General features: G+C 39.2%; 13 protein-coding genes. 6 read left to right on the top strand and 7 right to left on the bottom strand.

What is annotated here, in order from left to right; all coding sequences use genetic code 11:
* Nucleotides 1-4 precede the first annotated feature (4 nt).
* From AACZ73_RS08145 to hemE, 3 genes are all read left to right on the top strand, one after another.
* Nucleotides 5-520 (top strand): hypothetical protein, encoded by a 516-nt coding sequence (locus AACZ73_RS08145; protein WP_339877026.1) that lies wholly within the window; start codon nucleotides 5-7, stop codon nucleotides 518-520.
* A gap of 78 nt (nucleotides 521-598) precedes the next feature.
* Entirely contained in the window at nucleotides 599-1,129 is a 531-nt protein-coding gene (locus AACZ73_RS08140) for a hypothetical protein (protein ID WP_339877024.1), read from the top strand.
* A 114-nt stretch (nucleotides 1,130-1,243) separates the two neighbouring features.
* Nucleotides 1,244-2,266, top strand: coding sequence for a uroporphyrinogen decarboxylase (gene hemE / locus AACZ73_RS08135; RefSeq protein WP_339877023.1), 1,023 nt, complete (start codon nucleotides 1,244-1,246; stop codon nucleotides 2,264-2,266).
* Between the two features lie 27 nt (nucleotides 2,267-2,293).
* Here the strand turns inward: hemE and AACZ73_RS08130 are convergent, their stop codons facing one another.
* Nucleotides 2,294-3,100: an MOSC N-terminal beta barrel domain-containing protein gene (locus AACZ73_RS08130; RefSeq protein WP_339877021.1), complete on the bottom strand. Its 807-nt coding sequence runs from the start codon at nucleotides 3,098-3,100 to the stop codon at nucleotides 2,294-2,296.
* 438 nt (nucleotides 3,101-3,538) lie between these two features.
* On the opposite strand from AACZ73_RS08130, the gene dnaK reads away from it, so the two are divergent.
* Both dnaK and AACZ73_RS08120 read left to right on the top strand, forming a co-directional pair.
* On the top strand, nucleotides 3,539-5,464 hold the full coding sequence (gene dnaK / locus AACZ73_RS08125; RefSeq protein WP_339877019.1) for a molecular chaperone DnaK: 1,926 nt from the start codon (nucleotides 3,539-3,541) through the stop codon (nucleotides 5,462-5,464).
* A 127-nt stretch (nucleotides 5,465-5,591) separates the two neighbouring features.
* On the top strand, nucleotides 5,592-5,966 hold the full coding sequence (locus tag AACZ73_RS08120; protein WP_339877017.1) for a co-chaperone GroES family protein: 375 nt from the start codon (nucleotides 5,592-5,594) through the stop codon (nucleotides 5,964-5,966).
* Between the two features lie 59 nt (nucleotides 5,967-6,025).
* Here the strand turns inward: AACZ73_RS08120 and AACZ73_RS08115 are convergent, their stop codons facing one another.
* The 6 genes from AACZ73_RS08115 to rocD all read right to left on the bottom strand — a co-directional run bounded on the left by AACZ73_RS08115 (nucleotide 6,026) and on the right by rocD (nucleotide 12,692).
* Entirely contained in the window at nucleotides 6,026-6,310 is a 285-nt protein-coding gene (locus tag AACZ73_RS08115) for a hypothetical protein (RefSeq protein ID WP_339877015.1), read from the bottom strand.
* A gap of 300 nt (nucleotides 6,311-6,610) precedes the next feature.
* Nucleotides 6,611-7,801 carry a porin gene (locus tag AACZ73_RS08110; RefSeq protein WP_339877013.1) on the bottom strand — a complete coding sequence of 397 codons (1,191 nt, stop codon included), beginning with the start codon at nucleotides 7,799-7,801 and terminating at the stop codon, nucleotides 6,611-6,613.
* Between the two features lie 100 nt (nucleotides 7,802-7,901).
* The gene (amt, locus tag AACZ73_RS08105; RefSeq protein ID WP_339877012.1) at nucleotides 7,902-9,200 is read right to left on the bottom strand and encodes an ammonium transporter; all 1,299 of its coding nucleotides are present in this window, start codon (nucleotides 9,198-9,200) and stop codon (nucleotides 7,902-7,904) included.
* A gap of 519 nt (nucleotides 9,201-9,719) precedes the next feature.
* Nucleotides 9,720-10,688: a porphobilinogen synthase gene (gene hemB, locus AACZ73_RS08100; protein WP_339877010.1), complete on the bottom strand. Its 969-nt coding sequence runs from the start codon at nucleotides 10,686-10,688 to the stop codon at nucleotides 9,720-9,722.
* 3 nt (nucleotides 10,689-10,691) lie between these two features.
* Entirely contained in the window at nucleotides 10,692-11,345 is a 654-nt protein-coding gene (locus AACZ73_RS08095) for an HAD family phosphatase (RefSeq protein ID WP_339877008.1), read from the bottom strand.
* Between the two features lie 111 nt (nucleotides 11,346-11,456).
* Complete coding sequence (gene rocD, locus AACZ73_RS08090) at nucleotides 11,457-12,692, bottom strand: ornithine--oxo-acid transaminase (protein WP_339877006.1); 1,236 nt, start codon at nucleotides 12,690-12,692, stop codon at nucleotides 11,457-11,459.
* A 74-nt stretch (nucleotides 12,693-12,766) separates the two neighbouring features.
* Here rocD and AACZ73_RS08085 point away from each other — a divergent pair, with 74 nt between their 5' ends.
* The gene (locus tag AACZ73_RS08085) at nucleotides 12,767-12,925 is read left to right on the top strand and encodes a DUF5522 domain-containing protein (protein WP_339877004.1); all 159 of its coding nucleotides are present in this window, start codon (nucleotides 12,767-12,769) and stop codon (nucleotides 12,923-12,925) included.
* Nucleotides 12,926-12,961: the final 36 nt, after the last annotated feature.

Raw genomic sequence — 12,961 nt, 5'->3', positions numbered from 1 at the left:
AAAAATGAAAAGGAAATTAGTTTTAAGCATTCTTTTTTTATCAATTCTGGGCATTGCAGGATACTGGGGATTTCAGAAATTAGGAGGAAATGCTCCGATAGAAATTCAATTAGTTAAATCTAAGCCTGAAAGTCTTGCTGGAATAACTTACAGAGGAACTCCGGGAAATGAGGAGTTGGGTGAGATTTTCCGGAAAATGGAAACTCAAAAGGGACTGCATCCGGGCAGCTTTCTTCATACTATCTATGAAGTGGAACCGGCCGGCAAGCTGGACACCATGATTGTATTTGTAGGAATCAACCAATCTCTACCTATTTCGGAGTTAGAATTTAGAAAGTTTGAAAACAGCAGTTACCTGCTTGCAAAAATTCAAAGCAATAAATGGGTAATGCCAAATCCTTCCACTGTACAGGAAAAGCTTTCGGAATATGCAACAGAAAACAATCTTGAGCTAAGTGGTGAATTTATAGATAAAATAATCTCAGAAAACGAAGTTCAAGTTATTGCTCCACTAAAGTAAAAAGTTGTTAAGGAAATTCAGCCAACTATTTCTTGGCACAATTCGTGAAAACAGCGTACTAACTTTAACAACTACCTTATGAAAAATATCAATTTACTGATTTTAGCACTTTTCGGGATGTTTGTATTTCAAGCATGTGAAGGTCCAGAAGGACCACAGGGAATCCCCGGAGAACCAGGAGTCAACATATTAGGAACTACTTATGAAGTAGAAATGGACTTTACCAGCGCTAATAACTATGGTGAGTTTTTTGACTTCACCGAACCATTAGTTGACGGGGATGCATTGCTTGTATATATGCTTGAAGAGTCACCTCTGGCTCAAGGTACATTTGGATGGAGACTTCTGCCTCAAACATTCTATTTTGATGAAGGTATTTTGGTTTACAACTTTGATTATACGTTAGAAGACTTCAGTATTTTCATGGATGATTCTCCGATAGATTTCTCCCAGCTGGACCCATATTATACTACAGATGTCGTATTCAGAGTTGTTGTGGTTCCTTCTGATCTAATATCTGCAAGAATAGATTACACTGACTACGAAGCAACAATGGATCTACTAAACATTTCTGACGATGATTTCGTAAGAATAGAACCAAAGAAATAAATATCACACTAGACCAACTGATTACCACAAGCTGGATTGATGATAAACATCGATCCAGTTTTTTTATGTTGTTATTTTTCCTGCCAAAAATAATTTGGCGCTTATCTTTGCCCCATGCATTTGAAAAACGACCTCTTACTTCGAGCCGCTAAAGGCGAAACTATAGAAAGAACTCCTGTGTGGCTAATGCGCCAAGCTGGAAGAATTTTGCCTGAATACCGAAAAGTACGGGAAAGTGTAAGCGGTTTTATTGAGCTTGCTCAGACACCTGAGCTTGCCGCAGAAGTTACCATCCAACCTGTTGATCTTCTTGGTGTAGATGCTGCGATTATATTTTCAGACATCTTAGTTATTCCAGAAGCGATGGGACTACCCTACGAAATGGTAGAGAAAAGAGGTCCTTTATTTCCTAACACCGTGAAGTCTGAAGCTGATCTGAAAAAGCTTCACATTTCGGATGGCTCCGAACTTCAGTATGTGACAGACGCGATCAGCATCACCAAAGCTGCTTTGAACGGGCGAGTTCCTTTGATAGGTTTTGCTGGAGCACCGTGGACAATTTTCTCTTATATGGTAGAAGGGCATGGCAGCAAGACATTCTCAGCCGCTAGACAGATGCTATACACTCAACCTGCGTTTTCCCATAAACTGCTTCAGATGATCACTGAAAGCACGATCAATTATCTAAAAGCACAGATAGAAGCAGGCGCTCAGTTGGTTCAGTTATTTGATAGTTGGGCTGGAATTCTTGGTCCAAAACAATACGCAGAATTTTCTCTTCCATACATAGCTCAGATTTGTGACGCCATCACTTCTGTACCTAAGACTGTCTTTGCGAAAGGTGCATTTTTTGCCAGGGAGGAAATGAGTAAATTAAATTGTGAGACGATTGGGTTGGATTGGAATATGGGGATTGCCGAATCGAGAAAACTTATAGGTCCAGAGAAGACTCTACAGGGAAATCTAGATCCCGCTGCACTTTATGGCAACGCCGATCAAGTACGGGAAGCCACAATCAACATGATGGAGCAATTCAAAGGAAGTCGACACATCGCCAACCTTGGGCATGGGGTTTATCCTGATATCAATCCTGAAATGGTCAAAGTTTTTATACAGACTGTAAAAGAATTTAAGTAAAAAGGAGCCGAACGGCTTCTTTTTACTTTATGCTGGCTTCAGCTCATCTCCGACTTTTATAGTGCCTTCTGACAAAGCCACTACATTTTGTCCGAAAAATATTTTGTTGCCAACTTTTCTATAGCTAGCCAGTGTCTTTAATGGTTCAGCAGCTTTGGTGCCTGTTGCTTGATCTATTGTAGTCATCACACATCTGGCACAGGGCTTTACGATTTGAAAATTGACCTCACCTATTCGTATTTCCTTTAAAGAATCTTCAATAAATGACTCTCCTCCTGAAAAGACGATATTGGGCCGAAACCGATTCATAGGTATTGGTTCTTGCAACTTATTATTTAAATCCATTAAGGATTTTTGACCGATAAGTAAATAAGGCATGCCATCAGCGAAACTTACTGATTCACCATTCACTGCATAGCGCGGATCTACTTTTCGCTCAGTTGAGAGTGGCATCTTTACCAGACTAACATTTATTCCTAATACCTTAGAGAACCATTCATCTATCTCTGCACTTACGCGTTTTGCTGGCACTTCATCATCCCATACAGTAACGCTAACTTTTTCCTCTACTTCTTCCTCAAAGAGAATTTCTATAGATTCTTCTGGATTGGAAACATGAAATACTGTAAGAGAATCTTCTCCAATTTCTACAGATAATAGAGCCATTATCGGAAAGGCGCGTTGAGAGATAAACTTACCACTTTCATCGATTAGCATCCAACGTCGATCAAGTTTAAAACCCCTCTCTTCCACTTTAGCTTCAGCAACACGAATACCCCTAAGTGATTTGATTGGATAAATGTAAAGGTCTTGGATAATCAGAGAATCTTGCATGTTCTAAAAATAAGAGACCGTATTGGAAATTCTTATTTCAAATGAAAAAAGATAACCTATTTGGCACTATCTCTTTCAGATACTCCAATACAGTAGGAATAATTCTAAATTCTCTATTCAGGGAAAGAATTCCCATTCCCAGCAAAATTGCGAGGCTCCATCTACATCTTTCTTTCATATTTCTCTTTAAAAAAAGTTTCATTCTACCTAATAGATGCAAAAGGCAGTAAAATGGTTGCAACGCGAAGCTGAATATTCTAAAAACTGTCAGATTGCGGATTTGATTTCAACATTGAATGACATTTCCGTAGTTTTTTGAATGATCCTAAGCCAAAATTTCTGCCAATGTGACACAAAATCATTCATTTTATCAGATGGCACATCCATTGAAGAAAGGGAGAAGTATTCAATTGAAAAATAACTTAAAAACATATAATCATGGGAAAAATCATAGGCATTGACTTAGGAACAACCAACTCCTGCGTAGCAGTGATGGAAGGTAACGAACCTGTAGTCATTCAAAACAGTGAGGGAAGAAGAACCACACCTTCAATTGTGGCTTTCCTTGACAACGGAAATGGTGAGCGTAAAGTAGGTGATCCTGCAAAACGTCAGGCGATCACTAACCCTCAGAACACTATTTCTTCTGTTAAAAGATTTATGGGCAAGAAATTCTCAGAAGTTTCTGAAGAGAAAAAGCATGCCTCATATAAAGTAGAAAAAGGAACCAATGACACTATTGCAGTGAAGATTGGTGACAGATCATATACTCCTCAAGAGCTTTCTGCTATGATCCTTCAGAAAATGAAGACCACGGCCGAAGATTTCTTAGGACAAACGGTTACCGAAGCAGTAATTACTGTTCCGGCGTATTTCAATGACTCTGAGCGTCAAGCTACTAAAGAAGCTGGACAGATCGCTGGTCTTGAAGTAAAACGTATCATCAACGAGCCTACCGCTGCAGCATTGGCATACGGAATGGACAAGAAGCACCAGGACATGAAAATCGCTGTGTATGACCTTGGTGGTGGTACATTTGATATCTCGGTTTTGGAACTTGGAGACGGTGTCTTTGAAGTAAAATCTACAAACGGTGACGTTCACTTGGGTGGTGATGACTTTGACCAAGTGATTATGAACTGGTTAGCTGAAGAATTCAAATCTGAAGAACAAATCGATCTTAGACAAGATCCAATGGCGCTACAGCGTTTGAAAGAAGCTGCTGAGAAGGCTAAGATTGAGCTTTCAAGCTCTGCTTCTACAGAAATCAACTTGCCGTATATCACTGCAACTCAGACAGGTCCTAAGCACTTAGTGAGAACTTTGAGCAGATCTAAGTTTGAGCAACTTTCTGAAGATCTAGTAAGAAGATCTATGGAGCCTTGTAAGAAAGCTTTGGCTGATGCAGGCTTGAGCCCATCCGACATTGACGAAGTAATCTTGGTAGGTGGTTCTACTAGAATCCCTAAAATCCAGGAAGAGGTTGAGAAATTCTTTGGTAAGAAGCCTTCTAAAGGTGTAAACCCTGATGAGGTGGTAGCTATTGGAGCTGCAATTCAAGGAGGTGTATTAACTGGTGAAGTGAAGGACGTTCTTCTTTTGGATGTAACTCCTCTTTCTCTAGGTATCGAAACAATGGGTGGAGTATTGACCAAATTGATCGAAGCCAACACTACTATTCCTACTAAGAAGTCTGAGACATTCTCCACTGCCGCTGATAATCAGCCAGCTGTTGATATCCACGTACTACAAGGTGAAAGACCAATGGCAAAGGATAATAGAAGCATCGGTAGATTCCAGCTTTCTGACATTCCACCAGCACAGAGAGGTGTTCCTCAGATTGAAGTGACTTTCGATATCGATGCTAACGGTATCCTAAATGTATCTGCGAAAGATAAAGGAACTGGAAAAGAGCAAAAGATTAAGATCGAAGCTTCTTCAGGACTTTCTCAGGAAGAAATCGACAGAATGAAGTCAGAAGCTGAAGCAAATGCGGCATCAGATAAAGCTGAAAAAGAGAAAATCGACAAATTGAACCAGGCTGATAGCTTAGTGTTCCAAACTGAAAAGCAGTTGAAAGAATACGGGGATAAACTTTCTGAAGGAAACAAAACTGCAATTTCAGGAGCATTAGAAACTCTTAAAGCTGCACATCAATCTCAAAACCTTGAAGGAATTGATTCTGCAATGGAATCTTTGAATAAGGCTTGGGAAGCAGCATCAACAGAAATGTATAATGCTGCTGGAGCTGAAGGAGCAGGTGCTGCTGGAGCTCAACCAAATGCTGAAACAAGTTCTTCTGAAGCTGGCGACGGAGTATCTGATGTCGATTACGAAGAAGTAGGCGAAGAAGAGAAAAAATAATAGCTGACTAAATTCAGCTTTAACATGGCATCTGTGTATCAACAGATGCCTTTTTATTTACAAAGACAAAATCCACGATATCTCTATCAGGCTTTTGAACATTCATTTCACGAAGAATACTACTGTAATGCAATTGACATCTGACAATAAACTTAGGAAACTGATAGTAGTTGGTGACAGAGTTTTAATCCGCTTGAAAAAACCTAATGCCAAAACTGGCTCGGGATTGTACCTACCTCCTGGAGTTCAGGAAAAAGAAAAAGTACAGCAAGGCTACATCATCAAAGCGGGACCGGGATACCCGATTCCATTGGCTACTGAAGATCAGGAACCTTGGATGGAAAATGAAGAAAAAGTAAAATATGTCCCACTTCAAGCGAAGGAAGGCGATTTAGCAATATTTTTACTATCGGGAGCGCACGAGGTAATCTATGAGGGAGAAAAATATTTTATCGTCTCCCAAGGAGCAATTCTAATGCTCGAAAGAGAACAAGATCTATAAAAAACAAAAAGCCTGGCATAAACCAGGCTTTTTGTATATATATAATAAAAGCTGGAAATTTAATCTTCCCATACTTTCTTGTTCTTAGCTTTCGGACCCACGAGATATTTCTTTCTTCTCCCAAACAATGTCCTAGTTTTGACATTTTCCCTCTCCCAAACTTTTTTGTTTTTCGCTTCAGGACCTTTCAAATCTGAAGGCACTTCATAGAACATGATTGGTAATGAATTAGCGGCTAGCTCAATAGCTGTTGCATTTTTAGCTCTAGGTCCTTTCAATTTAGATTGTGAAAATCCTTCCGCAGATACCACCATAGTTGCGAGTAATAATAGCGATCTTTTCATAATGTATATAATTAGTTTACTCTTTCCTAACTATACTTTCATTTAGCGAAAAGGTTACATAAAATCATTGTTTAATGAATAATTATAAGCAAAATGTAAAATTATATTTTAAATATTTTAAAATAGTAATATTTTATCTGGTTTCAGAAAAAACCAAATATTCCATTTTCTCTAGATATTATTCGAATAAAAGGGTGATAAATCAGCCAATATTTATTTCCAGTATACATAAAATAAAAAACCGAGATGAAATTCATCCCGGCTTTTAGATTAACAATAGACCCTGTTTATTTTTATTAGTTAGAAAGCAAAGACTGCAGCCAGAAGGAATGAAGCTAAGCTTTTGCTCGGAGCTAGATTACTGTCATAGAACAAATTTTCCTCACTCATACTATCAAGTCTCAATTCAGGAATTAGCGTTAGGTTGTTACCGATTTTTGCATTACCCGAAAGAGTAACTGCAAATACATTTCCATCACCATTTCCGTCTAGACCTACTACACCATCAAGCCCGCCATTAAAGACATTAAAGTATTCTCCTCTTAAGCCTAGAGCAAAATTCTCAGAAGTAGAAGCCTGAAGGTATCCAGCAAAACCATAGAAACCTGCACCATCTCCATCGGAATCACTTACAGAAGTTCCACTGTACATTTCGCCGGCAGATGTGGTGTTGTAAGTAGTGTTGATACCCAAATATAATGACTCAGTCAAATCAAACCCAGTAGTCAAATCCACCTGAAAAGTACTTCCCAGTGAAGTTTGACCAGGGACTAAACCACCATTATCCACATCAAGCTTTCCATCTTGATCTCCATACACAAAATTCAAGTATGTGCTTGATGCGTCAGTTGAATACCCTAATTGTGCTCCTAATGTATAAGTGCCAGCCAAATTAAACTCTGTCATATCTGTTGGATTCATTACTGCAGCCATCAATGACCATTTGTCAGAAAGTGCAAAATCAGCTTTGAGGCCAGTATGGGAGAATGGCCCATAGGAGAACATATAAGAAGTCGAATAGTTAAAATTGCCAGTTGGAGAGATAACCTCATAACCTAAGAACGTATTGAAGTTACCAAATGTCAAAGTCACAGCATCACTCACATTCCAATAAACGTAGAGTTGGTTAACGATTTGAGAGCTTCCAGCCATTCCTCCTGCGTATAATGGTGAACCAAAAACTGCATCTTCACCTCTTGGACCGAACACCAAATCTGCTACTGCTCCTACTTTTTGCCCTTCATATGTAGCAATGATATTAGCCATACCTAAAGAAAAGCCAGGTAAGTTACCGAATGAAGACGCGGGTGCCAGTGCATTTTCTCCTTTATTTGGAGCATTAAAGTTGGTTCGGAAATATGCATCTACCGATCCTGAAAAAGTGAATTTAGATGGCTCACTTTCTTCTTCAATAATAATTACTTCTTGCGCGAAACTCACAGAAGATACTGACATAAGCAACGCAAGTAGAGATAGTTGAATTTTTTTCATGTTTAAATAGGTGTTTGTTAAGAATAGGTTTGATCTGAAATCCCTAGCCAAGGAATCAATTGATTTATATTCCTTGGCTAGGGTTAATATTTGTTTAATACTATTCGTCATATACAATAGTATATCCTCGAATTCCATGTTCGTGAGAATCCAATCCATGACGCTCGTGCTCTTCTGAGACACGGATGCCCATAGTTTTTTTCAGAACAAAAAAGATTAGGAATGCGGAAGAAAAGGCTGCTACCCCACAAATAGCAACGCCGATCAATTGTGTAAAGAAGGTATGGTCAGGATTTGTAGAAAAAATGCCAACGGCTAATGTCCCCCAAATACCGCAAGTAAGGTGAACAGAAACAGCACCCACTACATCATCAAGTTTAAGCTTATCTAGCAATACTGCAGAATACACTACAAGAATTCCCGCCACGAAACCCACGATTATGGCTGAACCAGGATTGATCACATCGGCACCAGCTGTAATACCTACCAAACCTGCCAACACACCATTCAGCACCATTCCCAAATCCAATCTTTTGAAAACTATGTTTCCTGCTAAGAAACCTCCTATTCCACCAGCACATGCAGCAAGACATGTAGTCACCAATACAAATGATACTAATGCAGGGTCCGCAGAAAGTACTGAACCACCATTGAATCCAAACCAGCCTAGCCATAGTAGGAAAACTCCGATTACAGCTAGAGGCACACTTGAGCCTGGCTTATCAACTGTTTTTCCGTTAACATATTTACCGATTCTAGGTCCCACTAAGATCACACCTGCTAAAGCTCCCCATCCACCTACTGAGTGAACCAAAGTACTTCCAGCAAAATCATAGAAGCCCATTGCATCCAATGCTCCTCCGCCCCACTTCCAGCTACCAATTAATGGATAGATAATTCCTACATAAATCAGTGTAAACACTAAATAGGCCCATAATTTCACGCGCTCTGCTATAGCTCCAGACACGATAGTAGCGGCAGTAGCAGCAAACATAGCCTGGAACAAAAAGTCTGTCCAGTAGGTATAGCCTCCATCAGCATAACCAGAAGTCACGTCTGCATCACCCGGTGAAAACCAGAACATACTCCATCCTGCAGAGTCGAAAGCAAACCATCCTGGAGTTTCAAAACCAGGATACATTAGATAAAAGCCAACAAAGGCATAAGATAAAATACCAATGATTGGCGTGATGGTATTTTTAAAAAGGATATTTACTGTGTTTTTGGCCTGACCAAAGCCAGCTTCTACACCTGCAAATCCAAGGTGCATAATAAATACCAAGGCAGTGGATAGCATCATCCACACATTGTTTGTCGTCAGTAAATTTTGAGCGATCTCAGCGGACAAGTCCATCGTTGCGGCCGAATCTTGAGCCAGCAGTGTTGCGAAATACTTCATAGGTTTTATATAGTTTTTAGAACGTTATTCAGAATTTACGATAGGTTTGAATTAGTTAGCTTGAACCGAATGTAATTATATTATTCCTAAAAAAACAAATCCATTTTTACTATTAATACATTGAAAAGTGATTTTTAATGTCATTTTAAATCTATTTTTTACATTTTTTGCAATAAATCCTAGATTTCAAGTGATTCTGCGAACATATAATACAGAAAAATAATATTTGGTATATGTTTATAAAATTCTCTGAAATTGATTACTGACTAGTCAATTCCAAACTTTGACAAAAAAAACACTAGGTATTAGGAATATTATTCTTAAAAAGAAAAAAAAACAGTATTTTAAGTAAACTGTTTGCTTTTACGAAAAATATAAATTTTTAGAAAGTCCATATTTTTTTACTCTACTTTCAAAAAAATGAATTGAATTGGAACAAAATCAGTCACTTTTTAAACAGAAGACATAAAAAAAACCGACCAAGGCCGGTTAATTACTTATAAATTGAATCAAAATATGCTATTTCACCAAACTTGCATATTCTTTGGCGAAGTACGTAAGAATTACCTTCGCTCCAGCACGCTTGATACTCAATAAAACTTCGAGCATGGCACGGTCATGATCAATCCAACCCTTTTCAGCAGAGGCTTTGATCATACTGTACTCACCAGACACATTGTATGCTGCAATTGGTAGTGGAAAATTATCTTTCAGCAGTTTTATAATGTCCAAATAGGAAAGCGCAGGCTTCACCATTAGGAAGTCGGCACCTTCTTCGGTATCCAAATCGCCTTCTATCAAAGCTTCCTGAGAATTTGCTGGATTCATCTGATAGGTCTTTTTATCACCGAATTTCGGAGCAGAGTCCAAAGCATCTCTAAAAGGACCATAAAATGCGCTGGCATACTTTGCCGTGTAAGACATTATTGAGGTGTCAGTAAAACCATTTTCATCCAGCAACTCACGTATATACCCTACTCGACCATCCATCATATCCGAAGGGCCAATAATATCCACTCCAGCATCAGCCTGGGCCAAAGACATCCTTGCAAGAATTTCAAGAGTCTCATCATTTAAGATCTTGCCATCCTTTACCAATCCATCATGCCCGTCACTACTGTAGGGATCCATTGCCACATCGGACATCAGACATACTTCCGGGAATTCCTTTTTGATTTCACGAAGTGCCTTCAGGTAAAAAGTTTCAGGATTATAACTTTCAGAAGCAATCGTATCTTTCAAAGTGTCCGGATAAGCCGGAAACACATCGAAGGACTGAATTCCTAATTTCAAACAGCTTTCGATTTCACCGAGCATAGTATCTATAGAGTACCTATATATATTAGGCATTGAATCAATCGCAACCCTCTTGTTTACTCCATCTACCAAAAACATGGGGAAGATAAGATCTTTGACAGAAAGACTGGTTTCTTCTACTAGATTCCTTACCGCTTCGGATTTTCGATTTCTTCTAGGTCTTCTTAGCATGATTTAGTTGAAAAGTTGTTGAATTTGGATAAGATCTAAGTTTTTATAATCCTCTATATATAGGTCACACGTTGGTAACTCTTCCTTAGTATGACTGGAAAGTACCCCTACTACTTTCATCCCAGCATTAATACCGGCACTTGCCCCTGAGAAAGAATCTTCAAACACCAAACATTCTTCAGGCTTCAAACCAAGATTCGCTGCACTTTTCAGATAAACTTCCGGGTCTGGCTTATGCTTAGACACATCTTCTGATGCAAGCTGTGATTGCATTTGTCCTCCTATCCCCAGCACACCTATAATAAGGTCAAGGTTTGCTCGAGGAGCTGACGTGGCCACAGCAGTAAGCAAACCCTCAGATTTTAGCTTCGCAAAAAACTCCATAAATCCGGCAATAGGATCTACTTCTGACTTATAAATCTCTCTAAATAGCCCTTCCTTCTCATCTTCAAGTAAAGCTAATTCTTCACCCTCTATTTTTCTGCCAAGGAAATGACTCAGGATATATCCGTTGTTTTTCCCATACATATGTTCTACATATTCTGCTTCAGTAGGATTGAGGTTACGCTTCGCGAAAAACTGCTGGAAAGCGATAGAATGAAATGGATTGGTATGGCAAATCACCCCATCCATATCAAAAATTACAGCCTTTAACATGTGTTGGTCAAGTTTTTTTAAGTTTTCAAAATTAAGTATAAGACACTAAAAAACCCTCCCAAGTTCCAATTACCAGGGAGGGTTCATCAAAGTTTAAGAAATCTCTTTCACCTACTTTTCGAATGTAGCAATAGTCTTCTCTATAATATCACAACATTCATGGATCTGCTCCTCGGTCATCACTAATGGAGGTGCGAAACGGATAATATTACCATGAGTAGGTTTTGCCAATAGTCCATTATCCATCAGTGAAACACAAATATCCCAGGCTGTACTATTTTGCTCAGTATCATTGATCACTACTGCGTTGAGTAATCCTTTTCCTCGAACCAGCTTCACGATATCAAATTTATCGACAAGCTTCTGCATTCTCAGTCTAAATAATTCTCCTAGCCTCTCCGCATTTTCAGCAAGTTTCTCATCTTTCACTACTTGAAGTGCAGTCATAGCCACTTTCGCCCCGAGAGGATTTCCGCCAAAAGTAGACCCATGTTGGCCTGGCTTGATGACATTCATCACCGCATCATCTGCCAAAACAAGAGATACCGGATAAAATCCTCCTGAAACTGCTTTTCCCAAAATCAGAATATCCGGCCGTACCTCTTCATGATCCACAGCCAGCAACTTTCCTGTTCGTGCAATTCCTGTCTGAATTTCATCCGCTATAAATAAAACGTTCTTTGCCTCACATGCTGCTTTTGCTTCTTTCAAGTAGTTTGGTCCCGGCACATATACACCTGCCTCGCCCTGGATTGGTTCTACTAGAAAAGCAACTACATCAGGGTCATCTAAGACTGTTTTCAACGCATATATATCATTAAAAGGAATTTTCACAAACCCCGCAGTGTAAGGCCCAAAGTTCTTCCTCGCATTTTCATCATTAGAAAAGGATATAATAGTAGTGGTTCTGCCGTGAAAGTTATTCTCAGCTACGACAATCTTTGCTCGATTCTCGTCAACACCTTTTTTCTCATAGCCCCACTTTCTGGCGATTTTGATCGCAGTCTCCACACCTTCGGCTCCGGTGTTCATGGGAAGCACTTTATCATAACCGAAATAATCGGAAATGTATTTTTCAAAAGGACCTAGCACATCGTTGTGAAATGCTCTCGAAGTCAAAGTCAATGTACTTGCCTGCTCTATCAAAGCATCTTTTATTCGGGGATGGCAGTGACCTTGGTTCACAGCTGAATAGGCGGACAGAAAATCATAATAACGCTTACCCTCTACATCCCAAAGAAATACTCCCTCTCCCCTTGCCAATACAACTGGTAATGGATGATAATTATGTGCGCCGTACTTGTCTTCTAATTCTATTGCCTGCTTACTGGAAGTGATAGTCTGCATGTTTTTCGTAATTTTGTATACTATATAATAAGGACTCGATAAGTTCAAATATAGTAATTGCCTTTACCCGAACCATGAAAGATCCCAAGAAGCCTTTCCCTGCTACCGTATTAAGTTCGGAAGACTTTTATTTTAACGAAGAAGGATTAATGGTATTTACAAAAAAATACCATTTAAAACGTGGATATTGCTGCGGCAATGGCTGCAAACACTGCCCCTATCCAAAAGTCTGATATAAAAGGAAATATTTTTGAAAGGCATTGTTGTAT

Origin of the sequence: uncultured Algoriphagus sp., assembly GCF_963974835.1 — a bacterium.
GTDB lineage: Bacteria > Bacteroidota > Bacteroidia > Cytophagales > Cyclobacteriaceae > Algoriphagus.
The sequence above is the reverse complement of the archived record's forward strand: the minus strand, read 5'-3'. Positions and strand labels throughout refer to the sequence as shown.